We start from the raw sequence: 24795 nt of genomic DNA, 5'->3' as shown, positions 1-24795 counted from the left end.
GGTCTCCTTGACGAGGGGCAACAGGGTTTTGAATCCGATTCAGTGCCAGCGGCGGAAAATCAGCGAGGTGTTGACCCCACCAAAGGCGAAGTTGTTGTTCATCACGTATTCGTGGCTCATCGACCTGAACTCGTTGCGCAGGTAATCGAGCTTGCCACATTGGGGATCAACCTCATCGAGGTTGAAGGTGTGTACGTAGAGGTCGCGGTTCATCATTTCGATGCTGAACCAGGACTCCAGCGCCCCACAGGCACCCAGAGTGTGGCCGAGGAAGCTCTTCTGCGAGCTGATGGGCATGCGCTCGCCAAACAGGCTGCTGGTGGCCAGGGTTTCGGCAATGTCGCCCTGTTCGGTGGCGGTGCCGTGGCCGTTGACGTAGCCGATGGCCGAGGGCTCGAGGCCGGCATCTTCCAGGGCCAGTTCCATGGCCCGGCGCATCGTGCTCAGTTCGGGACGGGTGGCGTGCTGGCCGTCGGCGTTGCTGCCAAAGCCGACGACCTCGGCATGAATCCGTGCGCCACGGGCCAGGGCGTGTTCCAGTTCTTCAAGCACGAGCATGCCGGCGCCTTCACCGATCACCAAACCGTCGCGGTCCTTGTCGTAGGGGCGCGGGCTGGTTTGCGGCGCATCGTTTTTCAGGCTGGTGGCGTAGAGCGCATCGAAGACCATCGCTTCGGTCGGGCACAGTTCTTCAGCGCCACCGGCGAGCATCAACGGCAGGCGTCCGAACTTGATCGCCTCGTAGGCATAGCCGATGCCATGGCTGCCGCTGGTGCAGGCGCTGGAGGTGGGAATCAGGCGTCCGGTCAGGCCGAAGAAGATGCTGATGTTGGCCGCCGTGGTGTGGGGCATCATCCGCACATAGGAGTTGGCGTTCAGCCCTTCGGCCACGCTGTTGAGCAGCATGTTGCCAAAGGCCTTGATCTCGTCGGTGCTGCCGGTGGACGAACCGCAGGACACGCCCATGCGCCCGTCCTTGATCGACGCGTCGCCCAGCAGGCCAGCGTCGGCCAGGGCCTGTTCCGCCGCGCCCACCGCCAGGCGCGAAACGCGGCCCATGCTGCGCAGTTGCTTGCGGGTCCAGTGGGCCGGGACCTGGAAGTCGTCGATGGGGCCGGCCAGGCGGGTGTTCAGTTCGGTGAAACGGTCCCACTCATCCATGCGTCGGATGCCGCTGCGGTTGGCGGCGAAGTTGGCGGCGATGGTCTCCCAGTCGCTGCCTATGGAGGTGATACCGGCCATGCCGGTGACGACAACGCGCTTCATCAGCACAAGCCTCCGTTGACGGCCAGGACCTGCCGGGTGATGTAGCCGGCTTCGGCGGACATCAGGAAATTCACCGCACCTGCCACTTCTTCCGCAGTGCCCATGCGCTGGGCGGGGATCATTTTCATCAGTTCTTCCACGGGGACGTTTTCATCGAGCATAGCGGTGTCGATCAGGCCGGGCGCGACGCAATTGACGGTGATCTTGCGCTTGCCCAGCTCGATTGCCAACGCCTTGGCCGCACCGATCAACCCGGCCTTCGAGGCGCTGTAGTTGACCTGGCCGCGATTGCCGATCAGCCCGGAAACCGAGGTGATGCAGACGATCCGCCCGGCGGCGCGCCGACGGATCATCGGCATCATCACCGGGTGCAGCACGTTGTAGAAACCGTCGAGGTTGGTGCGCATCACCACATCCCAGTCGTCCTCGCTCAGGGCCGGGAAGGCACCATCGCGGGTCAGGCCGGCATTGAGCACGACGCCGTAGTAGGCGCCGTGGGTTTCGACGTCGGCTTCGAGAATGGCCTTGCACGCGGCACGGTCGGCCACGTCGAATTGCAGCACCCGGGCGTTGCGGCCCAGGGCCTGGATTTGGGCCTGGACCGTCTCGGCCTCGGCGCGGCCGCTGCGGCAGTGCAGCACGATGTCGTGCCCGGCCTGGGCCAGGCGCAGGGCGATGGCGCGGCCGATGCCACGGCTGGAGCCGGTGACCAGTACGGATTCAGTCATGACGGGTTTCCTGTTGCGGACGGTTCATGAAGGTAATGGGCGGCCTGGGGCGGACGGAATACGTTGAGCCGGGCCGTGGCGTGGATGCCTGGGGCGTGGATGTGGCATTCGAACACGCCCATGCCGTTGTCGTCTTCCAGGGAGCGCACGCCGTGGATGGTCAGCTCGACGCCTGCGGGAAAACACTCGACGTTGCATTCGAACTTGCGGGTGCCGAGCAAAAAGCCCAGCGCCACGGCTTCACCCCGTTGGCGTGCATGGCAACCGGCAAACGCCGCGACACTCTGGGCCATCAGCTCGATGCCGACCCAGGCCGGCAACGCACCGTCGTCGCGGTTGAACAAACCGCCAGGCTTGACGGTGGTGTGGGTATGGATCTGTTCGTCATCGAACGACAGGATCCGGTCGATGAGGATCATGTCGCCGGCATGGGGCAGCAGTTCGGCGAGCGGCCAGTCAATCATGGGGCGTCTCCGATAATCAGGCTGACGTTGTTGCCGCCGAACGCAAATGAATTGCTCATCAGGCGGCGCGGGGTGGCCGGGGTCAGGTGGGTGCCGGCGGTGACCCAGTCCAGCGCCGGCAGGGCCGGATCGGCCTGGCCGTCCCAGATATGCGGCGGCAGGGCCAGGGCGGTGTTCTCTGTGCTCAGGGCCAGCCAGCAGAACGCCGCTTCCAGTGCCCCGGCCGCGCCGAGGGTATGGCCGGTCATGGGCTTGGTGGACGAGCAGGGCACGCCCGCCGGAAACAGCCCGGCCACCGCCTGGCTTTCCATGGCGTCGTTGTGTTGCGTGGCGGTGCCGTGCAGGTTCAGGTAGTCGATCTGGCTGGCCTCGAGGCCGGCGCAACGCAGGGCTTTTTCCATGGCCTGGCGGGCGCCGCGACCGCTGGGTTCAGGTGCGGAAATATGGTGGGCATCGGAACTGGCGCCGTCGCCGAGCAAGGCAATCGGTGTCCCGTCGCCTGGCGTCTTGCTCATGAGGAACAGCACGGCTGCTTCGCCAATGTTGATGCCGCTGCGGTTCACCGAAAACGGATTGCAGCGTTCATTCGACATCGCTTCCAGCGCGGAAAAACCGTTGAGGGTCAGTTTGCACAGACTGTCCACGCCACCGCACAGCACGACATCGCACAGGCCCAGGTCGAGCAGGCGCCGGGCGCTCATCAAGGCGCGGGCACTGGAAGTGCAGGCCGTGGAAATCACGTAAGACGGGCCGCTCAGGCCGAGCCAGTCGGAAAGAAAGTTGGCCGGCGCGCTGAGCTCCTGTTGCTGGTAGTCGTAGCCGTCGGGGAAGTGTTGCTCGCGCAGGTAATGGGCAATGCCCTGGCTGGCCTCATCGATCCCCGAAGTGCTGGTGCCCAACACGATGCCGATGCGGGTGCGACCGTAGGCCTGGATGGCCTGGTCGATCTCGGCGCGAATCTGCAATCCGGCTTCCAGCAGCAGTTGATTATTGCGAGTGCGGTGCGCCAGCAGGGTTGGGGGAATGGGGGCGAGTTCACCCGGCACCGCGGCGACTGGCAACGCACGTTCGGCCACCCAGTCGTCCTCGATACACACGCCCGAGCAGTCGCCAGCAAACAGGTTGCGCGCAACGGTGTGCTTGTCGCGGCCCAGGGCGCAGATCACCCCGAGGGCATTCAAATAGGCGGTCATGGGGCGTTCTCGGGCAACGGTGTGATGCGGTAGCGGGGGCCTTGGGGCAGGCTCATTTCAAAATCCAGCGGCTGCGTGTAGCGCACCTGCCAGCGACTATCGAGGGTCCGTTGCGACGCCTGTTGCCGGGCGGCCGGGTAGTTGTCGGGCAGTTCGGCTTCGGGGGTCAGGGCGAACAATAGCGCGGCGAACAACTCCCGGGCCTCGGCATTGGGCGGCAGCAGACCGTCGGCTTGCCACTGGCCAGCGACCAGGCGCTGGCGGGCCACGGGAATGCCCAGTGGGTCCATCATCGACCAACGGATGCCGGCGTCTTCGCGCTGGATCACCAGCAGCCAGTCCTGGCGTTGGCCGGCCATTGTCCTCTCGATGTGCAGTTGCATCGGCAAGGCCAGGGTCGGCGTGCGAGCGGGCAGCGGCGCCTGGCTGGCGCAGGCGCTGAGCAGCAGACAGGCGATCAGCAGGCCACGGATCATCCGGCGGCCCCTTCGAGAGGTTTGCGGGCGACCACGTTGACCAGGGTTTCCTCACGCTCGCCAAAGGGTCTTGGGCGACGCAGGCCGAAGCGCTCCAGCAGGCCGAAATCCTTGGCACGGCTCCACCACAGGTACGGGTACGACACGTTGCGGGCTTCGAACTGGAAACCCTGTTCGCGGATCATCTCCAGGTACTGTGCGGCACTTTTCTGCACGTGCATGGGATGGCGGAACAGCCAGCGAATCACCCAGGTATCGATGTAGGCTTCGGTGGATTCGGCGAACATCAAATAGCCGCCGGGCTTGAGCACGCGGTAGAACTCGGCGAGGGCGTTTTCCTGTTCCACCAGGTGATGGAACGTCTGGTGGCAGAACAACAGGTCGACGCTGGCATCGGGTACCGCCAATGTCGCGCAGTCGCTGCCGATCAGTTCTACGCTCATGCCCTGGCGCGCGGCTTCCTCCCGGCTCAGGTCCAGACTGTGGGGGTCGGCATCCACGCCGATCAGGCGGTGTGGCGCGAACACCTGACGCAGGTACTGGAATGATTTGCCCTGGCCGCAACCGGCGTCCAGCAGCACCGGGTTGGCCGGCAACGGGGTGCTGAACAGGCTGCGCAGGTCGTTGATCGCCACGCGCAATACATGGTGCTGCCAGGTGTGGCTGCGCAGGAACCAGAAACCGAAGCGGGTTTCTTCGACGTAGTTGTCGCTCAGGTAGCTCATGGTTGCAGACTCGGCGCCGGGCTCGCGCAGATTTCCGAAAGCATGCGCAGGCGCCGCTTGGGTTCGCTGACAAACGGATTGCGTTGATCCCAGGCGTAGCCGGCCAGGATCGAGCTGATCATGCGACGGATATCGGCCGAACCTTCGGTGTAGAAAATCACGTCCTGGAAGGTGCCGGCGTACCAGCCCTCGACGTAGCAGCGGAAGGTGTCGACGCCGCGCTTGAGTGGCTCGGCAAACTCGCTTTGCCAATCCACGGGTTCACCTTGCAACTGACGATGCAGCACCTCGGCGGCCATGCTCGCCGAACGCATGGCAATGGTCACGCCGGAGGAGAACACCGGGTCGAGGAATTCTGCTGCGTTGCCCAGCAGGGCGAAGCCAGGGCCGTGCAGCGTCTTGACGTTGGCCGAGTAGCCGCCGATGGTCCGCGCCGGGGTGTCCCACACGGCGTTCTGCAGCACGCCGGCCAGGCTTGGGGTTTCATCGATGAAACCGCGCAGGCAGGCATCGAGGTCGTCGGTGCGGCCGGCGAAATGTTCCGCCGCTGCAACCACACCCACCGAGCAGCGCCCGTCGCTGAACGGAATGGTCCAGAACCACACGTCGCGTTTGCTCGGGTGGGTGGTGATGAGGATCTTGTCCCGATCAAAAGCCGGGGTGTCGATGCGATCTTCGATATGCGTGAACACGGCCTGGCGCACGGGGAAATTCGACGGGGCCTCAAGGTCCAGCAGGCGCGGCAAGACTCGGCCATAGCCGCTGGCATCGAGCACGAAGTCGGCCTCGACACAGTACTCGCTGCCATCTTCGCGCTGCACGCCCAGTTGTGGCTTGGCGTGGCTGAAGTCGGCGCGGCTGATCGCTTGGCCGTAGCGGATCTCCACGCCTTGCAGGGCGGCCTGGTCGGCCAGCAACTTGTCGAAGTCGGCGCGTTGCACCTGGAAGGTCGTGGGCTTGCCGTTGCTGAAGGTATCGCCGAAATCGAAGGCGCTGTAGCGCTCGCCCCAGGCAAACGCGGCGCCGTTCTTGCGCTGGAAGCCGGCGGCATTGACCGCGTCGAGCATGCCGGCCTCTTCGACGAAATCCAGGCAATGGGACAACAGGCTCTCACCGATGGAGAACCGGGGGAAATGCTGGCGCTCGATGACCAGCACATCGTGGCCCTTGCGCTTGAGCAGCGCGGCGGCGATGGCGCCGGAAGGGCCTGCGCCGATGATGACGACCTGGCGATATTCCGTTTCAGTAACAGGCATTGGAATTTCTCGAATATCCATAGTTATCGTGGGTCTTGTCCTTGAGCGGGTGTGGGGTGTTCCCGACGCCCGGCCCACGGCGCCAGCATGAAACTGAAGGCCAGCCCGAGGCTCACTGCCAGGCCGAAATGACTCACCGCCGGTGTGCTGGACAACGCCAGCAGGCCGAACGACAGCCAGGTGGTGATCGCCGCCAGCAACGTGCCCAGCAGGCTCACGGCCGCGCCGCCGATCTGCTCGCGCATCAGGATCGCGTAGTCGACGCCGATGGCCGTCACCAGCAACAGGCCGAACAGGCTGAACAAGGTCAGTGGCTGCCCCAGCCAGCCGAGGCTCGCCAGGCTGCACAGCGCAGCCAGCAGCGGCAATGCGACGATGCACAAGGCGCCGCCGACACCAAACGGCCAGATCAGCACCAGCACAATCAACACGCAGGAGGCCAGTTTCAACTCGGCGGCGCTGACCTGCGTGGCGGCAAAGACTCGGTTGAGGTCGCCCAGGCGATCCACCAGTAGGACGCCCGGCAGATCCACCGCTTGTACCCGCAGCAGCGCCGCATCGTTCAAACCTTGCAAACTGACTACCGCGGCAACGCCTTGTGCTGTTGGTCCGAGCCAGAGTGTGCGATACGGCTCGGCCAACGGTCCTGCCAGTGCGGCGTCAATGTCGGTTACCGGCAGGGCCTGTAGTTGCGCTAGCTCCGCTTGCAGCGCGGCGACTGGGACGCCCAGGTCCAGCAGCGGTTGCCAGAAGGCTGGCAAGCGGGCGAGGGCCTCACGCACCTTCTGCTGTTCGGCGGGCGGGCTGACCAGTTGGTTCAGCGACAGGTAGCCCTGGAGCTTTTCCAGGCCGATCAACTGATCCAGCCGCTCGTTGAGGGCGGTCTGGTGCTCCAGCAGTTGGGATTGATCGTCGGCGCGGATCAGGAAGAACTGACTGGTGGGCTGGAAGCCGGTGATGCGCGCGACGTCGTGGGCTTCGTCGGTGAGGTGCTGAGGCGTGCCGATCCACTGGCGGATGTCGTTTTTCGTGGTCAGGTGCCAGAGCCCGCCCGCGCAGAACGACAACAACAACATCAGCAGGACCGGCGTGCGCACCCGCTTCAGCAGGGCCTCGCGGGCCTTGAGCAGGTATTGGCAGACCTGGAGCGGCCATTGGGCTGGACGCAACTCTGCACCCTTGAGCAGCGCCGGCAGCAGGCAGACGGCGGCCAGGTAGGCGCCAACCAGCCCGGCGGTGGAAAATATCGCGATCTGGGTCAGGGCCGGGAAGGGGGTCCAGGCCAGGGCCAGGTAGCCGATGCAGGTGGTCACAAGGCTCAGGCTCAGCCCCGGCAGGGTCAGGCGCAAGGCCGGCCAGCTGCGCCATGGCTTGAGGCTCCAGCTCTTGGACAGGTAGTGCAGTGGGTAGTCCACCGCGACGCCGATCAGGCTGGAGCCCAAGACCAGGGTCATGACATGCATGTGGCCAAACAAGGCCACGCAGGCCACCGCGCCGAACAGCACGCCCACCAGCACCGGTACGAACGCCAACCACACGCGCAGGCGTCGGAAGGCCAGCAACAGCAGCAGCAAGATGCCGATGGTCGCGCCACCGCCGACCCAGGTGATTTCTCGCGACGCCTGTTGTTGGCCGCTGGCGGCGTACAGCAGGCCGCTGGCCGCCAGCAGTTGCCCTTGGGCCTGGCTTGCCTGGTCGCGGCTGCGTTGCAGCAGCTCGGCCACTTGCAGCGGCAGGTTCATGTCGAAGGCGTTGCCTTGGGCGCGGGCCCGCAGCATCACCCAGCTTTTACCGTCGGCATCGGCGACCAACGCACCGCTGCCGATGTCGAATTTTATCGCGCCGCGTTGTGGCTGGCTGTTCTGGATGCGCCCGGTCAGACCCAGCCAGTCGTCCTGGTTCGGCACCAGGCTGAAGCCGCTGAACGGGTCGAACAGGGCCTGCACCCGTTGTTGGATGAACGCCTGGGGCTGCTTGATCAATTGCTGCCGGTCCGCCGCCGAGAGCATTGCCAGCCGCCCGTTGAGCAACTGCGCGCGCAGCGCCGGCAAGTCGGCCTGCAACGTCCACTGGACCTTGTCGAACAGACCGCTGGCCTGCCATTGCTGGCCCAGGGTTTGCGCCAGGGCGATGGCTTGCTGGCGATCGGTGTGACCGACCAGCACCAGCATCTCGCGATTGAGTGGTTCCTGCATGCGTTGTTCGGCGATGAGTTCCAGCGCATCGGGCGACGTGCCTGGCACCAGTTCCATGAGATTGGCCGACAGCGGTGCGCCGTTGCGCCATTGCCAACCGGCGAGCGCGAGCACTGCCAGCAGCAGCATCACGAACAGCCAGGGCAGCCCCCGTTCACTCGGCAAAATCATGTTGCTCCGCTTCGCTCAAGGGGTGTGCGCTGGTCGTGTCCTGCATGCGCAGCACGGTACTGTCGCCTTGGGTTTCCAGCAATTCGATGCGCTGCACCAGTTCGCCGCCGTCGATGTTGATCTGGTTGAAAACCTGTTTGAGCAGCACCGAGCGCGGGGTCAGGGTGAGCTTCCATTGTTGCGGCTCGCCCGACAGGCTCAGTTCGAAATCCCGCTGCAGGCCTGTGCTGTCACCCTGCAATACGGCCAGGAACAAGCGGTTCTGCTCGGCGCCGGCGCTCTTGTTCGGCAACATCTGCCAGGTGCTGCCGTCTCGTCGGGCGATGCCCTGGGTGGTGATGCGGTAGTCCTGTTGCAGCGGGGTTTGCAGCAGCCACAGCAGGCCGTGGTTTTTCGCCAGCACGAAGCGCCCCTTGCTGGTGAGGGGCTGGGGCAGGGCGCGCAGGTGTTTTTCCTGGATGAACTGCCCGTGGATCACCTCCGGGCGGGCCAGTTGCTCGCTGAGTTGTTGCAAGTCGAACGCTTGGGCAGCGGGCGCCAGGCAGCACAGCAACAGCCAGATAACCAGGCGCTTCATGGCAGTTTCCTTTCCACGGCTTGAACAAAGACCCGGGGCGAGGCCAGCAGCATTTCGCGACTGGCGAGGTCCACGGCCACTTGCACCGAACTGGCACGGGTCAAGCGTTCGCCGGTGGCTGCGTCGCTGATCAGGTAATTGATCTTCAGCCGGTTTTCCCACTCCACCAGGCTGGCGCGCACGGTCAGGGCCTGGCCGAACACGGCGCTGCGCACGTAGCGCAGTTGCAGGTCGATGATCGGCCATGCGTGGCCGGATTCGAGCATGTCGTTGTAGTTGTGGCCGATCAGGTCGAGCAAGGCGCAGCGGGCCACTTCCAGGTATTTGACGTAGTGGCCGTGCCAGACCACGTTCATCGAATCGACATCGAAGAACGGCACCACGATGTGTGTGTCAACGTGCAAAACGCCTTGGTTACGCATGCAGCCTCCAGTGTTGCTCGGCGATGCGTTGCAGGCACAGGCGCAGTTCGCCTTCCAGGGCGCGGTCTTCGATCACCGGCGGGAAATCCTCAGCCAGTTGCTGGTGCATGGCGGCCAGGGCCGGCGGCAGCGCTCGTGCGTCTTCGGCACGGCTGCGTAGCCACACGCCCTGGTTGGCGGCCAGCAAGGTAGCCGCGGCAACTTGTTCGGCCAGCTCCAGCACGCGGATCGCATCCCGGGCGGCGATGGTGCCCATGCTCACCTTGTCCTGGTTGTGGCACTCGGTGGAGCGCGAGAACACGCTGGCCGGCATGGTGTTTTTCAGGGCTTCGGCGGTCCAGGCACTGGTGCCGATCTGCACGGCCTTGAAGCCATGGTTGAGCATCGCCCGTTCGGCGCTGGCGCCGGACAGGTTGCTTGGCAGGCCATGGTTGTAGCGCTCGTCCACCAGCAGTGCGAGCTGGCGGTCCAGCAAGTCGGCGACGTTGGCCACCAGGTTTTTCAAGCTGTCCATGGCGAAGGCGATGTGCCCGCCGTAGAAATGCCCGCCGTGCAGGACGCGCTCGGCTTCGGCGTCGATGATCGGGTTGTCGTTGGCGCTATTGAGTTCGGTCTCGATAAACGCGCGCAGCCAGCCCAGGCTGTCGGCCAATACCCCAAGCACATGGGGCGCGCAGCGCAGGGAATAGCGATCCTGCAGGCGATGCAGCGGCGCGGTTGGGGCGTCGATTGCCAGGTCTTTGCGCAGCCACGCGGCGACTTGCATCTGCCCCGGGTGTGGCTTGGCAGCGAACAGGCGTTCGTCGAAGTGTTCCGGGTTGCCTTGCAGGGCGACGACGTTCAGCGCGGTGATGCGGGTCGCCAGTTGCAGCAGGTAGTCGGCGCGGGCGAAGGCCAGGCAAGCCAGGCCGGTCATCACGGCGGTGCCGTTCATCAGCGCCAGGGCTTCCTTGGGTCGCAGCACCAGCGGTGTCCAGCCCAGTTCACGATGCACGTCAGCGGCCAACCGCCGTTCGCCGCGGAACATCACTTCCCGTTCGCCGGACAGCGTGGCGGCGACGTAGGACAGCGGCGTCAGGTCGCCACTGGCGCCCACCGAGCCTTCTTCCGGAATCAGCGGCAGGATGTCGTGTTCGAGAAAGGCCTGGAGGCGTTCCAGCAGTTCCACCCGCACCCCCGACACGCCGTGGCACAGCGACTGCAAACGCGCCGCCAGCACCGCACGGGTGGCCTGGGCGTCGAGCAGTTTGCCCAGGCCGCAACCGTGGAACGTGTACAGGTGGCGCGGCAGGGCCTCGACGTGGTGCAACGGCACGGCCACCACGCAAGAGTCGCCGTAACCGGTGGTCACGCCGTAGATCACCCCTTCCTTGTCCAGCAAGGAATCGAGGAATTGCGCTCCCTTGGCAATGCGCTGGCGGAACACCGGGTCATCTTGCAATTGCGTCGGTGTCTGACGGTTGGCCAGGGCCAGCACATCTTCGATGCGCAAGGGGCGTTCGCCGAAGGTTACCGGCTCAGGAGTGGGCATCGTCATCGGTCTTCCAGAAAGGGTAAAAGTTGAACCACTGTTGGGGGCCCTGGAGGCAGTACTGCGCCAGGCGTTCGGCGTAGCGGCCGGCCCAGTGGGCGATCACTTGCTCGCGGTCATTGCGTTTCCATGCCACGGCATCGGCGAAGGGTTCGAGGATGACGCGATAGCGTCCCTCGTGCTTGAGGCACATCAGCAGATTGACCGGGCATTTCAGCAGGCCGGCCAGTAGCCAAGGGCCCTGGGGAAAGGCGGCCGGGTGGCCCATGAAGTCCACGGTCACGCTGCGCCCGCCGTGCAGCGGTACGCGGTCGCCGGCGATGGCCAGCCACTCGCCGCGCTCCAGGCGTTCGCTCAACTGCAACATGATCACCGGGTCCAGCTCGCTGACCTGGATCAGCCGCAGGTGCGTGGCACCGGCTTCGCCCAGCAAGCGGTTGAACTGCTCGGCGTGCTTGGTGTGCACCAGCACGTTCATGGTCACTTTCTCGCCCAGCTCGGCCAGGGCCCGGCACATTTCCAGGTTGCCCAGGTGCGCGCCCACCAGCATTTGCCCGCGGGTGTCTCGCAAGTGATTGCGCAGCAGCGCCTTATCGACGATTTCGATCTGGTCGATGCTCAGCTTGCCGTTCCAGACGTCGAGCTTGTCTAGCAGGGAGTCGGCAAAGGCCATGAACTGCCCGAACACCCGCCAGCGGGTCGGGCGCAGTTCAGGACGTGTGCTCCAGTCGGCCAGGCGCTGCTGATATTGCCAGGCCGCCTGGCGGGCGCTGCGGCCGAAAATGAAGAAGTACAGGACGATGCCGTACAGCACCGGGGTCAGCAAGCGCCGGCCGAGCACCTTGGCGGCGACAGCGGTGAGCTTCATCAGCCAGAAACTGCCACGCTCCTGGCGGTCGGCCCAATGTTGCTTGTCTTCCTGAAGGCTCATGCCCGCCACCGTCGCCAGAGAATCAGGGGAAAGCGCACGAGCATGCCGAAGAACAATCGGGTGTGCATGCTGGAAATCAGCACGTTGTCGTGGAGCAGGCGAAAGTGCGAGACCCCGTCCTGGGGGTAATGGACCCGCGTGTGCAGCCAGTGCATCGGCTGATTGCGCCACGCCAGGCGCACGAGGATGTCCGAGTCGAAATCCATGCGCTTGCCGATATTGGCCGAGTCGATCAGCGCCAGGGTCGGTGCCAAGGGATAAACCCGAAAGCCGCACATGGAGTCGCGGATTTGCAAGGACAGGCTGTTGATCCAGACCATCACGTGGGTCAGGTAGCGCGCATACAGACGACCTTTCGGCACGCTGGCATCGTAGCGCGGATAACCACAGATCACCGCGTCGGGGTGGGCACGGGATTGCTCGATGAACGTCTTCACGTCGCCAAGATCGTGCTGCCCGTCGGCGTCCACCTGCAAGGCGTGGCTGAAACCCAGGCGCGAAGCCTCGCGCAGGCCGGTCATCACCGCACCGCCCTTGCCCTGGTTGACGGCCAGCCTGACCAGATGAACCCGCTCGCCCTCGGCCAGCCGCTCGAGCACGGCGGCACACGCCGGGCTGCTGGCGTCGTCCACCAGCACACAGGGCAGGCCGTTGGCGAGCAACGCCTGGACCACCGCCGAGATGGCGGTTTCGTGGTTGTAGACCGGGATGACGGCGCAGGGGTTATGCATGCGGCATGTCTCGATGGCCAAGGAGCATTTTGTGGCGAGAGCGCTTGCTCCCGCCGTAGGAGCTGCCGAAGGCTCGGTGCCGCGTTCGGACGATCTTTTGATCTTTCGCTTTGGACTCAATTGCTAGGGACAAGATCGCCACCTCGTTGCACTCGACAGCTCCTACGCCACCCTGCGGGAGCAAGCGCCCTTGCCACAATGATCTGTGTGGATGCTTAGGCATTGTTTTCCCCCAACACAATCCGCCCACTGGAGCAGGCCGCCGTGTCATTGCGGTAGGCGAAGTACAGCTTGCCGCGCTCGCGGTCGAAGCGCAGGTGCAGTTGGACTTCATCGCCGGGGCGCACCAGTTGCTGGAATTTCAGCACTTCCATGCCGACGAACCGGGGCGGCAGGTCCAGCAATTGTCGGCCCAGGCTCAAGGCCCAATCGACCTGCACCACGCCCGGCAGTACCGGCGCGGTGGGGAAGTGACCGCTGAAGTACACCAGGTCTGGCGGTACGACCAGTTGCAGGCTCCACTCGCCGTCGGTGTCGACCTGCTCCAGGACTTCAGGGGCCTTGGGGCGTGGCGCCATCAGCAGCGCCTCGACCTCGGTCTGGGGCAGCTTGCCCTGGGCGTTGAGCGGCAACTGCCGCAACCAGCGCCAACGCCGTGGCAGGGCGAGGGTTTCGCAATGCTCGCTCAGGTGCCGGCGCAGGCCTTCGGTAACGGCGCGTCGACCCTGGTTGCGTAAGGCACGCAGGCCAGCGTGGCTCAGCACCAGCAGCGCACCGAGGGAGGCGCGATTCTCCTGTACCACCCCCAGCCGCGCTTCGCTGACCCAGTCGTGGGTCACCAGCGCTTGTTCGAGCATCGGCAGGGAGATGCGTTTTTCTTCGAGCTTGACGATGCGGTCCAGTCGCCCGAGCAGTTCGAAGCGCCCATCTTCGGCGATTCGCGCCGCGTCGGCGGTGTGTTCCACATGCCCGGTCGGTAGGTAGGGCGAGGCGATCAACAAGGCGCCGTCGCTGTCCTGGCTCAGCTCGACGTCGGCAAAGGGTTGCCACAATCCGCCACCCTGGCGCCAGGCGATGCCGCCGGTTTCCGAACTGCCGAAAATTTCTGTCGGCCATTGCCCCAGGCGCTGCTGCAAGCTTTGCGCAGCCTCGGCCGGCAAGGCACCGCCAGAGGAGAACACCCGGCGCACGCAGCTCAAGGCCGGCCAATCGAGGTTGTCGCCCATGCGTTTGAGCAGCGCCGGGCTAGCGACCCAGGCGAACGCCGGTTGTTCGCGACTGGCGCGTTGCAGGTCTTCGGGGAACGCCAATTGCCGCCGCACGAATACACGTCCGGCGCACAGGGGCCAAAGCACCCGGAACAGCAACCCGTAGATGTGCTGGGTTGCAACACTGCCGATCATGCAGGCCGGGCCCAGGTCGGCGCCCCACAGGTGTTCCAGGGCCTGGACCTCGTTGCTCAACTGGCGCAGGGTTTTCTCGATGCGCTTGGGTTCACCGCTGGAGCCAGAAGTGCACAGGCTCAGCCAGCACTGATCGAGGTCCAGTTCGGCGGCGTCCATCGGCGCTTGTTGCAAGGCGTCGGGATGTGTATCGCCGGGCTGGTCGGTCAGCCACAGGTCCACGTCCGCCGCCCAACGCTGGCGTGTCTGCGCTTGGAGGTCGGTGGGAAGCAGGACTCGGGCTCCGGCGCGCCAGGCGCCGAGCAGGGCGACGGCCAGGTCGGCGGCATCTTCCAGGTGCACCGCCACATGTCGCACGCCCCGGGCATGCAGGCCGGCCGCCAGGCGCAACGCCGCGTCCCGCAGTTGCGAGTGATTCAGTGCCGGATCGACCGCAACGGCACGTTCCGGCTGAGCCTTGAGCAGCATCTGCTCAAGCGTTATCCAATTCATGGGTGGCCTCTTACCCGTTGTCGTATGAGCCATTCAATGGCAAACAGCAGCCCCATCAATCCGTAGGAAATCAGGCCGGTGTACAACATCCACCAGCTCAGCGGCGCCCAGAGGGTCAGGGCGGCGGCGAGCAAACCGTTACATAGGAAAAACACACTCCAGGCCACCGTGACCTGGCGGGTATACACCACCGCCTTGGCTGGCAACTGCGGTTCGCGCAGGCGGGCCAGGCGTTCGATCATCGGCGGGCCGTATTTCAGGCTCAGCACGAACAGCCCGAGCATGAATGCGCTGATCAGCACCGGGTACCAGCGCAGCAGGAGCGGGCTGTCGAACAGCGCGAGCAATACACAAAACACGATCGCCGTGGCCGCCATCCAGCGGCTGCCGGCCCCGTCGTTGCCAAGCAACGCCCGGGCCAGCCACAGGCTACCCAGCAGCAACCCGAACTGCCACGGGGCAAAGTGCTCCATGCCGAAATACACCGCAAAGGGGTAGAGCAGGCCCGCCAGCAGCAGGCCGAGGCCAATCAGCCGTGTCATGCGGCCGGTTGGACCAGTCGATAAACCGCCTCGACCACGTCATTGACGGTGCGCACCGACTTGAATTCTTCGGCGGCGATTTTCTTGCCGGTCTGACGCTTGATATGGTCGATCAGGTCGACCGCATCGATGCTGTCGATTTCCAGGTCCTGGTACAGGTTCGATTCCAGCGTCACACGCTCAGGGTCCAGCTCGAAAAGCTCGACCAGAGCATCGCGCAGGGTGTGGAAAATATCGTCACGAGTTTGCATGATCCGGTCTCAGGGGCGTTTTGCAGTGACGAAGGCCGCAAGGCTTGCCACATTGCTGAAATGGTTGCGGGTGTCCTTGGCGTCGGCGTCTATCTTGATGCCGTACTGCTTCTGGATCGCCAGGCCAAGCTCCAGGGCATCCACCGAATCCAGGCCCAGGCCTTCACCGAACAGGGTCTGGTGGTCGCCGATGTCGTCGATGCCAATATCCTCCAGGCCGAGGGCGTCGATGATCAGCTGTTTGATGTCACGGTGCAGATCGCTCATCTTCGGCGAGCTCCTTGATGTAATAGTGATGCAAAAAATCGTTAAGCCTGCGCGAAGCCTGAGGTGGCGGGCCGAGCGCGGCGAACGCCTGTGGGTCTATATCGGCCCCGACGCGAAAACTGAAGTGCACGCGGCACCGGGGAATGCGATACCAGGGTTCGGCCTTGGTCAGGGTCGTGGGGCAGACCTTGATCGTGACGGGTGTGAGGATTTTCGCACCCCGCAGGGCGATGGCCGCCCCCCCCCGATGAAAGGCCGGTACCTGACCTGGTTGGGTGCGCGTTCCTTCGGGGAAGACGATCAGCGTCTGGCCCTCTTGCAGGGCGTCGCTGGCGGCATCGAGCATGTCCATGCTGCCGTCGTTGCTGATGTATTGGGTCGAATGCAGTGGGCCACGGGTAAAGGGGTTCTCCCAGAGGCTTTGCTTGACCACGCAGTTGGCGTCGCGCACGAGCCCGATCAGGAACACCACGTCGATCAGCGACGGGTGATTGGCAATGATCATCTGCCCAGGGCGCCCGAGCCGTTCGGCGCCATCGATCTGGTAGGTGAGCACGCCGGTGCGGGCCATGAACCGGATAAAGAACCAGAACAACCGCCCGACCGTGCGGCGCGCCCTTTGGCGGTGAGCCAGGGCATCGCCGGGCCACCAGGCCAGCAACGGGAACACCAGCAAACGCAGGCACAGTCCGCCCAGCCCGAACAGGGCGAAGCTTAGGGCGGTCGCGATCAGGCGCCAGTAATAGGCGTCTCGGTGTTTACCCGTCACCGGTTGCGTTGCCAGGTCCATACACGATTCTTCCAGGCATGTTGGCAGGTGGTTTTGTCATCCAGCAGCGTACGCAATAAATCCAGGGCATGGGGCCAGTCGCTGCCCGGCATTTGACCGGTGCGGGCGCACAGGTCCAATTGCCAGTCGTCACCCGGGGTCAATAGCAGGCCCATGGCATAGGGAAACGGCACGTCATTGACCCACGGTGCATAGACTTGTGGAGGTTGTTCTTCGGTGATCACCAGCAGCACCGCAGGCGATCCTTCGTTCAACAGCGCGACGGCCTCCAGCACGCCGTGTTCCAACCCGTCGCCAGTAGCGGCCAGGGCCGTCATTTCACTGGTTTCGCCGCGCATGATCGACCACAGGCCAATCACCGCGTTGTGCACCGAGAGGCTGAATTGGGTCGGCGATAAAGGCTGGTCGGCGGCCAGGTCCTTGAGAATCTCGAAAGTGCGCGGGGTTTCGCCGTGGCGGGAAATAAAGACCAACGGTAGGTCCGCCCGCCCCTCGGCCAGCGGCCAGCCGACACTGAAGGCCATTCGCGCCAGGCGGCTGAGGCGCCGGCGCTGCATGGCCGGCAGGAACGAAACGTCAGGGGCGGCATCGCTAGTCGGCAATACGACCGGCTGTCGGCTCCATGCCTGCCAATCGTCCACGCTTTCGAGCCCAGGGGCCCATGCGCGCCATTGGGCGATATTGAAATTGATCACAAACGTCATCCCACCCCTGCGGGCTTTTATTGTCACGGTCCAGTGGTTTGACCCGCGTCCAACCCTGCATGGCCTAGCGACCCAAGTGGCGCGCATTATCCCGGTGCGATTGGCTTGTAGCAAATACTGGTTACATTTTGCTCAGCGAAATGTACGCGTTGCGCTGCTCAAGGCCTGGCTTGGACCATTGTTGCGATCATCACAAGTCTGTCTGTCGGTTGTTTCTGTCGCGGTCTGGGCGAATTGACGCCTGAATCGTTGGAAAAGCCACTGTTGCTGTAGTCCTTCTACGCAGAAGGTAGCTAAGCGGTGTCGCTGCCTACTACACTCGGGCATCTTTGGTACACGGAGGTTTTGACATGCGGCGTGTGGTGTTCAATCAGAAAGGTGGCGTGGGCAAATCCAGTATCGCCTGCAATCTGGCGGCAGTCAGCGCCAGCGAAGGCTATCGCACGCTATTGGTGGACCTGGATGCCCAGGCCAACTCCACTCAGTACCTGACTGGCTTGACCGGCGATGACATTCCCATGGGCATTGCCGACTTCTTCAAGCAGACCTTGTCGTCCGGGCCGTTCTCGAAAAAGAACAAGGTGGATATCTACGAAACGCCGTTCGACAACCTGCACGTGGTCACCGCCACGGCGGAACTGACGGACCTGCAGCCCAAGCTTGAGGCCAAGCACAAGATCAACAAGCTGCGCAAACTGCTTGAAGAGCTGGAGGAGGATTACGACCGGATTTACCTCGATACCCCGCCTTCACTGAATTTTTATGCGGTTTCAGCATTGATCGCCGCCGATCGGGTGCTGATTCCCTTCGACTGCGACAGCTTCTCCCGACAGGCGCTGTATGGGCTGCTGGCGGAAATCGAAGAGCTCAAGGAAGACCATAACGAAGGCCTGGAAGTCGAAGGCATCGTGGTCAACCAGTTCCAGGCCCGGGCCAGCCTGCCACAGCAGATTCTCGACGAGTTGATCGCCGAAGGGCTGCCGGTATTGCCGGTGTACCTGAGCAGTTCGGTGCGCATGCGCGAATCCCACCAGGCCAGCCTGCCACTGATCCACCTTGACCCGCGGCACAAGCTGACCCTGCAGTTCGTGGAGTTGCATGGGTTGCTGGAGCAGGCTTGAAGCAAAAGATCGCAGCCTTCGGCAGCGCCTACAGGATGAGCGCTAACCCTGTAGGCGCTGCCGAAGGCTGCGATCTTTCCAGGCTGTGCTTCAAATCCCCTGGCTGCGCAACCAAGCCATCAACTGCGGCAACGGCAGCGCCCCACTCTGGCGCGCCACTTCCCGACCGTCCTTGAACAGGATCAGGCTGGGAATCGAACGGATCCCCAACTGCGCGGATAGCGGCTGGTTGGCCTCGCTGTCGAGCTTGGCCAGCCGACATTTGCCCACCAGTTGCGCGGCGGCTTGTTCGAACACGGGCGCGAAGGACTTGCACGGCCCACACCAATCGGCCCATACATCCACCAGCAATGGCAACTCACCCTTGATCTGGCTCGCGTAGTCGCCTTGCTTGAGTTCGAACGGCTTGCTCAACAGCACCTGGGCCTTGCAGCGCCCGCACTTGGGCTGGTCGCCCAGGCGTTCGGTGGGTATGCGATTGAGCCCGTTGCAATGGGGGCAGGGGATCAGCATCAGGTCAGTCTCCAGAAAATCATCGGCACAGATTGAACACTATATAGAAACCAACACAAAAACCCTGTGGGAGCGAGCTTGCTCCCACAGGGGGGGTCAGCGTCGCGGGTTATTTGGCGTGGGTCAGCGTGTTGTAGCTGGTCATCAGGTTGCGGTAGTCGGGGATGTGGTTGGAGAACAAGGTCGCCAGCCCTTCCACGTCGTTGCGCCAGTCGCGGTGCAGTTCACAAGCCAGGCCGAACCAGGTCATCAGTTGCGCACCCGAGGATGACATGCGGTCCCAGGCCGATTGACGGGTCAGTTCGTTGAACGTGCCGGACGCATCGGTGACCACGAACACTTCGAAGCCTTCGGCCAGGGCCGACAGTGCCGGGAAGGCCACGCAGACCTCAGTAACCACGCCAGCGATGATCAGTTGCTTCTTGCCGGTGGCCTTGATCGCCTTGACGAAATCTTCGTTGTCCCAGGCATTGATCTGGCCAGGGCGAGCGATGTACGGCGCGTCCGGGAACAGGCTCTTGAGCTCGGGCATCAACGGGCCGTTGGGGCCGGTTTCGAAGCTGGTGGTGAGGATGGTCGGCAGTTGGAAGTACTTCGCCAGGTCCGCCAGGGCCAGCACGTTGTTCTTGAAGCGGTCCGGGTCGATGTCGCGCACCAGGGACAGCAGGCCGGCTTGGTGATCGACCAGCAGAACGGCGGCGTTATCTTTGTCGAGACGGTTGTAGGAAGTGGTCATGGCGTAGCCCTCATTGAGTTTTGGTTGCCGAAGGTGTCGGCGTGGTTAAGGTTTTCAATGTTGCTGCAGCGATTGATCGGTGATTCATCCGGTCGAAGCGCCCCGGTTTCAATCCGTGTCGCGATTCGATGGGTGTAGATTAAAACTGGCACCTTTGATGCGCTAGACTGCGAAAAATGGACTTAGCGTTCTATTTGGAGAACGATCATCGAAGACCTCAACACGCTTTACTATTTCACCCAGGTGGTCGAACACCGTGGCTTCGCCGCCGCTGGTCGGGCGCTGGACATGCCAAAGTCCAAACTCAGCCGGCGTATTGCCCAGCTGGAGGAGCGGCTCGGGGTGCGGTTGCTCCATCGCACCAGCCGCCACTGCACCTTGACGGAGATCGGCCAGGCCTATTACCAGCGCTGCCTGGCGATGCGGGTCGAAGCCGAGAGCGCGGCGCAAGTGATCGAGCGCAACCGCTCCGAACCCCAGGGACGGGTGCGCATCAGTTGCCCGACGGCGCTACTCAACAGTTGGGTCGGGCCGATGCTGACCCGCTATATGCTCAAGTACCCGCGGGTGGAACTGTTCATCGAGAGCACCAACCGCCGGGTGGACTTGATCCATGAAGGGTTCGATATCGCCTTGCGGGTGCGCTTTCCGCCGCTGGAAAATACCGACATGGTCATGAAAGTGTTGAGCAACAGCACCCAGTGCCTGGTGGGTAGCCCGGCGTTCCTGGAGCGCTTGTCTTCACCGGCCTCCCCGGCGGACCTCAACGGCTTGTCTAGCGTGCACTGGGGGGCGCCGCAGCGTGAATACCAGTGGGAATTGTTCGGTCCGGACGGCACCCGTGCACTGATCCGCCATGAGCCGCGCATGGTGACCGACGACTTGCTGGCCCTGCGTCACGCCGTGTTGGCCGGCATCGGCATCGCCCACCTGCCTGCCGTGGTGGTGCGCGAAGACATAGCGGCCGGCCGGTTGGTGGAGCTGGTGCCGGGCTGGACGCCCAAGTGCGGGATCGTCCATGCGATCTTTGCCTCGCGACGCGGGTTGCTGCCGTCGGTGCGTACGCTGCTTGATTTTCTGGCCGAGGAATTCAGCCAGAGTGATATGGCGTAGCGTGGAGGCCACTATGCCAGCGTATTTCCCTTGTGTGTGGGCTTGCTTGCGATGCTGGCCTGATAGTTGGTCGGGGGTTTTTGACTGGGTACATATCCATTTCTGCGGTAACGGCCACTTGGGGTTCCGCTTTTACAGCGGGTCACTTTTGGAAGAGCGCCAAAAGTAACCAAAAGCGCTTTGCCCCACCACTCGGCACCTCGCCTAGGCTCGGTGTGCCCTCACTCCGGCATTGCTCCGTGGGCCCGCCGCGAAGGGCCATCCATGGCCCAGCGCGGCTATCCCGGCATCCATGCCGGGATGCCCACTCCACAATGCCTGCCTTCGGCCATCGTGGTTAACGGGGCGCCCGAAATCAACGTCCACCGCGAGGCGGCCTAGTAGCCGACCTGGCTCTCACGGTCGTACACCCATCAGACTTGTTTGGGCAGGTCCTGTGGGAGCAAAGCTTGCTCGCGAGGCGGCCTGATAGCCGGCTGGCTCTCCCTCTCGTACTCCAATCCCATTGTGGGGCTTGCACTCAAGGCTGCCATTCATCAGGTGCGCCGCACTGAAAAGGTGTCACGGCCTCAAAAAGACACTACGTATCTGTTTGCAGACTCAGGAGGTCCCATGAGCCATCCTCAAGACCCAGCCACTCCCCAAACAGTGGACAACCCCAACGATGACGGCTTCGTACTCGGCACCGCCGGCCGCGACGAAGACCCCAACGCCGCCCCGTCCTACGCCACCGACCGCCGCCACGACCGGGATGAACTGACCCCTGAAGACGCCCGCGGCATGCCCGGTTACCCGGAGAAAAAAACGCCGGCCAAACCGGTTGGCGAAGAGGGTGCCGAGACGGAACCGGGCATCGAGACGCCTGAGCAGGGGAACGATAAGGTTGGGTGAGCAGGACTCATATCTGCTCACATTTCTTACCGAGACCTAAAGCTTTTGGCGACTAGGCTGGAAACCAGCAAGAACTAACCATTTGTCTAACTGGCGCTATCGCAATTTGCGATGCGCCAGATTTGTGTTTAACTTCCCCATAGCAAAATGCGATAAGGACGTTGCATGCATGTGATCACTGAGAAACGCATTTGGGAGGCCAAGGAGAAATGGCCACATTCAGCGAATGCGTTGGATCAATGGTATCGGCTGATCAAGCGCAATAGCCCGGCTGATTTCGCAGCGATGAAATCCATATTTCCGGCAACCGACAAGGTCGGTCCGCTGCATGTGTTTGACATCGGTGGAAACAAGTTGCGGCTGATTGCGGTGATTCGATACCGAGCGCAGCGTCTGTATATCAAATGCGTGCTTGACCATCGGGAATACGACAGAGGCAGGTGGAAGGAGGAAAAGGGATGAGTGCACTGATCGAACAAGTCGCCGCCCATTGGGAGTTTGTGTCGCCCCTGCTGCGCAAACCCAGGAGCGAAGAGGATTACGACCGGTTGGTCGCAGCGCTCGATGAATTGTTGGAATTGATTGGCGAAGAAGAAGCCCATCCTCTGATGAGCCTGGTGGACATCATCGGTGAATGGATTGAGGCCTGGGATCACCAACATCGGCCAATGCCCAAGGCCAGTGGCGTCGAGACACTTCGCTATCTGATGCGCGAGCATGGGATGAGCCAGAGCGACTTGCCGGGTGTCGGCACCCAGTCGGTGGTGTCGGAGATATTGAGCGGCAAGCGCCAGCTCAATTTAAGGCAGATCCGCTGGCTGGCGGAGCGCTTCGGCGTATCGGTTGAGACCTTTATTTGATGGTTTGGCGCGGCGCACTAACTGTGGCGAGGGAGCAAGCTCCCTCGCCACAGGGGGATGCGCTATGTCGACTGGCGTGGGTCGACGTTGTCCAGTGCCCGGTTCGCCAATAAGCTGCTCAGTTCGATCAACTGCTGAATGCCCAGGGCAATGTGCCGCTTGGGGCCTTCCAAATCGAACGCCAGGTCACTGACCATGGCGTTGGCCGAGGCCAGGTTTTCGCTGAGGTTGGCGAGCAGGGTTTCGGTGTCGACGCCATTGACGACGGTGAACAGTTGGCCTGGATCGGCCTCGGGTTTGTTGGGTTTTGGGTTGAGGTAGTAGTCGAGGACGCGGTCAGCAGTTTCGTCGAATTCTTTTGAGTTTTTAGTGGCTGGATCGGTATCGGGCGGATTGGGGGTTGCTTTGAACATGGTGAATCTCCGTGATTGGTTGAGCCACCACGACCTATCGCTAAACAAGTAAAGGTGGCGGCTGTACGCAGGTTAGCGATCCGGGTCACAGAAACCCCGGGTAGACCAGAAGGTCTCCCACGCACAGCCACCATTAAGCGAGTTGCAGACGTAAAAGACTGCAATCGAGACTGGGCATTGTTGCGTCTGTGTTGAGTCGGATCGCTAAACCCGATCGCTGATTTTCAGCGACGGGGAAAACGATAAAGCCCGACCCCAAGGCGCACAAGCCGGCGGATTCTGGCGTAGTTGTAGGCAATGGCGCAAGGCGGCGTAGCCTGCTCCTGAATGGTCCTACATCGAAATAAACGCGGTGATCGTCAAGGGGAGTGGATTGGCTTCATGTGGTGAATTGAAGATCGCCATCGCGAGCAAGCTCGCTCCCACAAGGGTGGCTGTGTGATCGCGATATTTGCGGCAACACCCAACCCCTGTGGGAGCGAGCTTGCTCGCGATGACTTTCTCCCAGGCAACCCCGAACCTGCGGCGAGGAAGGGTTACGACGAGCAACTGATCTCCAGATGCTTGCCCCACTCCGGCGGGCGTTGTGCGTAGCTGTCCATGCTTGGTTGTTCTTCGAACGGCTTGCTCAACACGGTGTGCAGGCGGCGGACTTCTTCGTAGTCACCGGATTCGGCAGCGTCGATGGCTTTCTGCGCCAGGTAGTTGCGCAGCACGTACAGCGGGTTGACGGCGTGCATGCGGGCGCGACGCTGGTCTTGATCGACGGCGCCTTCGCGGTTGACGCGGGCGACATACAGCTCGCCCCAGGCATCGAAACCCTTGAGATCGACGAAGTCATCGCGCAGGGTGGCGACGGCTTGCGCGGGGGCTTGATCGCCCAGTCGGCGGAAGAACAGGCTGTAGTCGACGCCGCTGTTCTGCATCAGTTGCAGCAGGCGCTCCAGCAGTTTCTGGTCATCCTCCTCGGCGCTGGTCAGGCCGAGGCGGCGGCGCATCAGGTCCAGGTAGTGGGCCTGGTACAGCGGCAAGTACAAGCCGAGGGTTTCGCGCAGGGCTTCGACGCTGATGAACGGCGTCAGGGCCTGGGCCAGGGCGCTGAGGTTCCACTGGCCGATGGGCACCTGGTTGCTGAAGGAGTAGCGGCCCTGGTCATCGGAGTGGTTGCAGATGAAGTTGGCGTCGAAGTCGTCGAGGAAGGCGAACGGCCCGAAGTCGAAGGTGATGCCCAGAATCGACATGTTGTCGGTGTTCATCACGCCGTGACAGAAACCGTAGGCCTGCCATTTGGCAATCAGCTCGGTGTTGCGCTCGACGATTTCGCGGAACATCGCCAGGTATGGTTCCGGTTGCTCACGGCACTCGGCGAAATGCAGGTTCAACACGTGCTCGGCAAGGGCTGCATGCAGTTCGGGTTTCTTGGTGTAGTAGAAATATTCGAAATGCCCGAAGCGCACGTGGCTAGGCGCCAGGCGCAGCACCATGGCGGCGCGCTCCTGCTTTTCGCGCCACACTGGGGTGTCCGAGCCGATCACGCACAAGGCGCGGGTGGTGGGGATGCCCAGGGCATGCAGGGCTTCGGAAGCGAGGAACTCGCGGATCGATGAACGCAGCACCGCGCGCCCGTCACCCATCCGTGAGAACGGCGTCTGGCCGGCGCCCTTGAGATGCAGGTCCCAGTGCTCGCCGGCCTCGTTGTACACCTCGCCCAGCAGCAACCCGCGGCCGTCGCCCAATTGCGGGTTGTAGTGACCGAACTGATGCCCTGAATACACCATCGCCCGGGGCTCGGTTTCAGCCCACAGCTTGTGGCCGCCAAAGATCTCGGCAAACAGCGGTGTTTCGGCTTCGGCCGGGTCCAGGTCCAGCAGCGCCATGGCGGCTGGGCTGGCGACCACCAGCCGCGGATTGTCGATGGGCTCGGGCAGCACGTGGGTCGATAAGCCGTCGCCCAGGCGGGCGAAGCGGTTATCGAAGGTCAAGGTTTCCAGCGTTTTCATGGCCGTCTCCGGCGCGATGCGTTCAGGCATGGC

28 protein-coding genes are annotated in these 24795 nt (G+C 63.1%); 5 read left to right on the top strand and 23 right to left on the bottom strand.

The features are described 5' to 3' along the window. Positions 1 to 39: 39 nt before the first annotated feature. The 19 genes from AACY31_RS01325 to AACY31_RS01235 form a co-directional block, all read right to left on the bottom strand. Positions 40 to 1266: a beta-ketoacyl-ACP synthase gene (locus tag AACY31_RS01325; RefSeq protein WP_339483103.1), complete on the bottom strand. Its 1227-nt coding sequence runs from the start codon at positions 1264 to 1266 to the stop codon at positions 40 to 42. Next, positions 1266 to 1994 (bottom strand): 3-oxoacyl-ACP reductase FabG, encoded by a 729-nt coding sequence (gene fabG / locus AACY31_RS01320; protein ID WP_014336201.1) that lies wholly within the window; start codon positions 1992 to 1994, stop codon positions 1266 to 1268. The genes AACY31_RS01325 and fabG overlap by 1 nt, the downstream gene beginning before the upstream one ends. Beyond that, the gene (locus AACY31_RS01315) at positions 1991 to 2458 is read right to left on the bottom strand and encodes a hotdog family protein (RefSeq protein WP_339483105.1); all 468 of its coding nucleotides are present in this window, start codon (positions 2456 to 2458) and stop codon (positions 1991 to 1993) included. Before AACY31_RS01315 ends, fabG begins: the two co-directional genes overlap by 4 nt. Further along, a complete protein-coding gene (locus AACY31_RS01310) occupies positions 2455 to 3651 on the bottom strand; it encodes a beta-ketoacyl-[acyl-carrier-protein] synthase family protein (RefSeq protein ID WP_339483107.1) in 1197 nt (398 codons plus the stop codon). Before AACY31_RS01310 ends, AACY31_RS01315 begins: the two co-directional genes overlap by 4 nt. Next, positions 3648 to 4127, bottom strand: a complete 480-nt coding sequence (locus AACY31_RS01305; RefSeq protein ID WP_339483108.1) for a DUF3261 domain-containing protein — start codon at positions 4125 to 4127, stop codon at positions 3648 to 3650. The genes AACY31_RS01310 and AACY31_RS01305 overlap by 4 nt, the downstream gene beginning before the upstream one ends. Next, on the bottom strand, positions 4124 to 4852 hold the full coding sequence (locus tag AACY31_RS01300) for a class I SAM-dependent methyltransferase (protein ID WP_339483109.1): 729 nt from the start codon (positions 4850 to 4852) through the stop codon (positions 4124 to 4126). The genes AACY31_RS01305 and AACY31_RS01300 overlap by 4 nt, the downstream gene beginning before the upstream one ends. Continuing rightward, complete coding sequence (locus tag AACY31_RS01295) at positions 4849 to 6108, bottom strand: NAD(P)/FAD-dependent oxidoreductase (protein ID WP_339483110.1); 1260 nt, start codon at positions 6106 to 6108, stop codon at positions 4849 to 4851. The genes AACY31_RS01300 and AACY31_RS01295 overlap by 4 nt, the downstream gene beginning before the upstream one ends. 23 nt (positions 6109 to 6131) lie before the next feature. Next, positions 6132 to 8474, bottom strand: coding sequence for an MMPL family transporter (locus AACY31_RS01290; protein ID WP_339503704.1), 2343 nt, complete (start codon positions 8472 to 8474; stop codon positions 6132 to 6134). Further along, the gene (locus tag AACY31_RS01285) at positions 8458 to 9051 is read right to left on the bottom strand and encodes a LolA family protein (protein WP_339483113.1); all 594 of its coding nucleotides are present in this window, start codon (positions 9049 to 9051) and stop codon (positions 8458 to 8460) included. The genes AACY31_RS01290 and AACY31_RS01285 overlap by 17 nt, the downstream gene beginning before the upstream one ends. Continuing rightward, complete coding sequence (locus tag AACY31_RS01280) at positions 9048 to 9473, bottom strand: acyl-CoA thioesterase (protein ID WP_053185279.1); 426 nt, start codon at positions 9471 to 9473, stop codon at positions 9048 to 9050. The genes AACY31_RS01285 and AACY31_RS01280 overlap by 4 nt, the downstream gene beginning before the upstream one ends. Continuing rightward, entirely contained in the window at positions 9466 to 11010 is a 1545-nt protein-coding gene (locus AACY31_RS01275) for an HAL/PAL/TAL family ammonia-lyase (protein WP_339483116.1), read from the bottom strand. Before AACY31_RS01275 ends, AACY31_RS01280 begins: the two co-directional genes overlap by 8 nt. Further along, positions 10991 to 11935, bottom strand: coding sequence for an LpxL/LpxP family acyltransferase (locus tag AACY31_RS01270; RefSeq protein ID WP_339483117.1), 945 nt, complete (start codon positions 11933 to 11935; stop codon positions 10991 to 10993). The genes AACY31_RS01275 and AACY31_RS01270 overlap by 20 nt, the downstream gene beginning before the upstream one ends. Next, the gene (locus AACY31_RS01265) at positions 11932 to 12666 is read right to left on the bottom strand and encodes a glycosyltransferase family 2 protein (protein WP_339483118.1); all 735 of its coding nucleotides are present in this window, start codon (positions 12664 to 12666) and stop codon (positions 11932 to 11934) included. Before AACY31_RS01265 ends, AACY31_RS01270 begins: the two co-directional genes overlap by 4 nt. Positions 12667 to 12881: 215 nt before the next feature. After that, positions 12882 to 14561 (bottom strand): AMP-binding protein, encoded by a 1680-nt coding sequence (locus tag AACY31_RS01260; protein WP_339503702.1) that lies wholly within the window; start codon positions 14559 to 14561, stop codon positions 12882 to 12884. Continuing rightward, on the bottom strand, positions 14558 to 15103 hold the full coding sequence (locus AACY31_RS01255) for a hypothetical protein (RefSeq protein ID WP_339483121.1): 546 nt from the start codon (positions 15101 to 15103) through the stop codon (positions 14558 to 14560). Before AACY31_RS01255 ends, AACY31_RS01260 begins: the two co-directional genes overlap by 4 nt. Continuing rightward, positions 15100 to 15354 (bottom strand): acyl carrier protein, encoded by a 255-nt coding sequence (locus tag AACY31_RS01250; protein WP_003197040.1) that lies wholly within the window; start codon positions 15352 to 15354, stop codon positions 15100 to 15102. Before AACY31_RS01250 ends, AACY31_RS01255 begins: the two co-directional genes overlap by 4 nt. A 9-nt stretch (positions 15355 to 15363) precedes the next feature. Further along, positions 15364 to 15621: a phosphopantetheine-binding protein gene (locus AACY31_RS01245; RefSeq protein WP_042727925.1), complete on the bottom strand. Its 258-nt coding sequence runs from the start codon at positions 15619 to 15621 to the stop codon at positions 15364 to 15366. Continuing rightward, a complete protein-coding gene (locus AACY31_RS01240; protein ID WP_339503700.1) occupies positions 15602 to 16411 on the bottom strand; it encodes a lysophospholipid acyltransferase family protein in 810 nt (269 codons plus the stop codon). Before AACY31_RS01240 ends, AACY31_RS01245 begins: the two co-directional genes overlap by 20 nt. After that, complete coding sequence (locus AACY31_RS01235; protein ID WP_339483127.1) at positions 16387 to 17115, bottom strand: beta-ketoacyl synthase chain length factor; 729 nt, start codon at positions 17113 to 17115, stop codon at positions 16387 to 16389. The genes AACY31_RS01240 and AACY31_RS01235 overlap by 25 nt, the downstream gene beginning before the upstream one ends. Before the next feature lie 350 nt (positions 17116 to 17465). On the opposite strand from AACY31_RS01235, the gene AACY31_RS01230 reads away from it, so the two are divergent. Further along, positions 17466 to 18236: a ParA family protein gene (locus AACY31_RS01230; RefSeq protein ID WP_339483129.1), complete on the top strand. Its 771-nt coding sequence runs from the start codon at positions 17466 to 17468 to the stop codon at positions 18234 to 18236. Between the two features lie 90 nt (positions 18237 to 18326). Here the strand turns inward: AACY31_RS01230 and trxC are convergent, their stop codons facing one another. Then, a complete protein-coding gene (gene trxC, locus AACY31_RS01225) occupies positions 18327 to 18749 on the bottom strand; it encodes a thioredoxin TrxC (RefSeq protein ID WP_339483131.1) in 423 nt (140 codons plus the stop codon). 109 nt (positions 18750 to 18858) lie between these two features. Further along, entirely contained in the window at positions 18859 to 19485 is a 627-nt protein-coding gene (ycaC, locus tag AACY31_RS01220) for an isochorismate family cysteine hydrolase YcaC (RefSeq protein ID WP_339483132.1), read from the bottom strand. 207 nt (positions 19486 to 19692) lie between these two features. Between ycaC and AACY31_RS01215 the strand changes: the two genes are divergently transcribed. From AACY31_RS01215 to AACY31_RS01200, 4 genes are all read left to right on the top strand, one after another. After that, positions 19693 to 20598 carry a LysR substrate-binding domain-containing protein gene (locus AACY31_RS01215; RefSeq protein WP_339483153.1) on the top strand — a complete coding sequence of 302 codons (906 nt, stop codon included), beginning with the start codon at positions 19693 to 19695 and terminating at the stop codon, positions 20596 to 20598. Positions 20599 to 21210: 612 nt separating this feature from the next. Next, positions 21211 to 21489, top strand: coding sequence for a hypothetical protein (locus tag AACY31_RS01210; protein ID WP_018601315.1), 279 nt, complete (start codon positions 21211 to 21213; stop codon positions 21487 to 21489). Between the two features lie 165 nt (positions 21490 to 21654). Then, positions 21655 to 21951 (top strand): type II toxin-antitoxin system HigB family toxin, encoded by a 297-nt coding sequence (locus AACY31_RS01205; RefSeq protein WP_024617966.1) that lies wholly within the window; start codon positions 21655 to 21657, stop codon positions 21949 to 21951. Then, positions 21948 to 22349, top strand: a complete 402-nt coding sequence (locus tag AACY31_RS01200; RefSeq protein WP_018601310.1) for a helix-turn-helix domain-containing protein — start codon at positions 21948 to 21950, stop codon at positions 22347 to 22349. The genes AACY31_RS01205 and AACY31_RS01200 overlap by 4 nt, the downstream gene beginning before the upstream one ends. A gap of 62 nt (positions 22350 to 22411) precedes the next feature. Here AACY31_RS01200 and AACY31_RS01195 read toward each other — a convergent pair whose 3' ends face one another. Both AACY31_RS01195 and selO read right to left on the bottom strand, forming a co-directional pair. Continuing rightward, positions 22412 to 22762, bottom strand: coding sequence for a DUF6124 family protein (locus AACY31_RS01195; RefSeq protein WP_339483136.1), 351 nt, complete (start codon positions 22760 to 22762; stop codon positions 22412 to 22414). 536 nt (positions 22763 to 23298) lie between these two features. Continuing rightward, on the bottom strand, positions 23299 to 24762 hold the full coding sequence (gene selO, locus AACY31_RS01190; RefSeq protein WP_339483155.1) for a protein adenylyltransferase SelO: 1464 nt from the start codon (positions 24760 to 24762) through the stop codon (positions 23299 to 23301). Positions 24763 to 24795 lie beyond the last annotated feature (33 nt).

The organism is Pseudomonas sp. RL_105y_Pfl2_101 (assembly GCF_963970585.1).
GTDB lineage: Bacteria > Pseudomonadota > Gammaproteobacteria > Pseudomonadales > Pseudomonadaceae > Aquipseudomonas.
Note: the sequence above shows the minus strand (reverse complement) of the source record. Positions and strands in the feature narration are given on the sequence as shown.

What these genes read in the sequence shown, in the direction of transcription:
- AACY31_RS01325 (WP_339483103.1), bottom strand. Translation starts at nt 1,266, where the DNA reads ATGAAGCGCGTTGTCGTCACCGGCATGGCCGGTATCACCTCCATAGGC.
- fabG (WP_014336201.1), bottom strand. Translation starts at nt 1,994, where the DNA reads ATGACTGAATCCGTACTGGTCACCGGCTCCAGCCGTGGCATCGGCCGC.
- AACY31_RS01315 (WP_339483105.1), bottom strand. Translation starts at nt 2,458, where the DNA reads ATGATTGACTGGCCGCTCGCCGAACTGCTGCCCCATGCCGGCGACATG.
- AACY31_RS01310 (WP_339483107.1), bottom strand. Translation starts at nt 3,651, where the DNA reads ATGACCGCCTATTTGAATGCCCTCGGGGTGATCTGCGCCCTGGGCCGC.
- AACY31_RS01305 (WP_339483108.1), bottom strand. Translation starts at nt 4,127, where the DNA reads ATGATCCGTGGCCTGCTGATCGCCTGTCTGCTGCTCAGCGCCTGCGCC.
- AACY31_RS01300 (WP_339483109.1), bottom strand. Translation starts at nt 4,852, where the DNA reads ATGAGCTACCTGAGCGACAACTACGTCGAAGAAACCCGCTTCGGTTTC.
- AACY31_RS01295 (WP_339483110.1), bottom strand. Translation starts at nt 6,108, where the DNA reads ATGCCTGTTACTGAAACGGAATATCGCCAGGTCGTCATCATCGGCGCA.
- AACY31_RS01290 (WP_339503704.1), bottom strand. Translation starts at nt 8,474, where the DNA reads ATGATTTTGCCGAGTGAACGGGGGCTGCCCTGGCTGTTCGTGATGCTG.
- AACY31_RS01285 (WP_339483113.1), bottom strand. Translation starts at nt 9,051, where the DNA reads ATGAAGCGCCTGGTTATCTGGCTGTTGCTGTGCTGCCTGGCGCCCGCT.
- AACY31_RS01280 (WP_053185279.1), bottom strand. Translation starts at nt 9,473, where the DNA reads ATGCGTAACCAAGGCGTTTTGCACGTTGACACACACATCGTGGTGCCG.
- AACY31_RS01275 (WP_339483116.1), bottom strand. Translation starts at nt 11,010, where the DNA reads ATGACGATGCCCACTCCTGAGCCGGTAACCTTCGGCGAACGCCCCTTG.
- AACY31_RS01270 (WP_339483117.1), bottom strand. Translation starts at nt 11,935, where the DNA reads ATGAGCCTTCAGGAAGACAAGCAACATTGGGCCGACCGCCAGGAGCGT.
- AACY31_RS01265 (WP_339483118.1), bottom strand. Translation starts at nt 12,666, where the DNA reads ATGCATAACCCCTGCGCCGTCATCCCGGTCTACAACCACGAAACCGCC.
- AACY31_RS01260 (WP_339503702.1), bottom strand. Translation starts at nt 14,561, where the DNA reads ATGAATTGGATAACGCTTGAGCAGATGCTGCTCAAGGCTCAGCCGGAA.
- AACY31_RS01255 (WP_339483121.1), bottom strand. Translation starts at nt 15,103, where the DNA reads ATGACACGGCTGATTGGCCTCGGCCTGCTGCTGGCGGGCCTGCTCTAC.
- AACY31_RS01250 (WP_003197040.1), bottom strand. Translation starts at nt 15,354, where the DNA reads ATGCAAACTCGTGACGATATTTTCCACACCCTGCGCGATGCTCTGGTC.
- AACY31_RS01245 (WP_042727925.1), bottom strand. Translation starts at nt 15,621, where the DNA reads ATGAGCGATCTGCACCGTGACATCAAACAGCTGATCATCGACGCCCTC.
- AACY31_RS01240 (WP_339503700.1), bottom strand. Translation starts at nt 16,411, where the DNA reads ATGGACCTGGCAACGCAACCGGTGACGGGTAAACACCGAGACGCCTAT.
- AACY31_RS01235 (WP_339483127.1), bottom strand. Translation starts at nt 17,115, where the DNA reads ATGACGTTTGTGATCAATTTCAATATCGCCCAATGGCGCGCATGGGCC.
- AACY31_RS01230 (WP_339483129.1), top strand. Translation starts at nt 17,466, where the DNA reads ATGCGGCGTGTGGTGTTCAATCAGAAAGGTGGCGTGGGCAAATCCAGT.
- trxC (WP_339483131.1), bottom strand. Translation starts at nt 18,749, where the DNA reads ATGCTGATCCCCTGCCCCCATTGCAACGGGCTCAATCGCATACCCACC.
- ycaC (WP_339483132.1), bottom strand. Translation starts at nt 19,485, where the DNA reads ATGACCACTTCCTACAACCGTCTCGACAAAGATAACGCCGCCGTTCTG.
- AACY31_RS01210 (WP_018601315.1), top strand. Translation starts at nt 21,211, where the DNA reads ATGAGCCATCCTCAAGACCCAGCCACTCCCCAAACAGTGGACAACCCC.
- AACY31_RS01205 (WP_024617966.1), top strand. Translation starts at nt 21,655, where the DNA reads ATGCATGTGATCACTGAGAAACGCATTTGGGAGGCCAAGGAGAAATGG.
- AACY31_RS01200 (WP_018601310.1), top strand. Translation starts at nt 21,948, where the DNA reads ATGAGTGCACTGATCGAACAAGTCGCCGCCCATTGGGAGTTTGTGTCG.
- AACY31_RS01195 (WP_339483136.1), bottom strand. Translation starts at nt 22,762, where the DNA reads ATGTTCAAAGCAACCCCCAATCCGCCCGATACCGATCCAGCCACTAAA.
- selO (WP_339483155.1), bottom strand. Translation starts at nt 24,762, where the DNA reads ATGAAAACGCTGGAAACCTTGACCTTCGATAACCGCTTCGCCCGCCTG.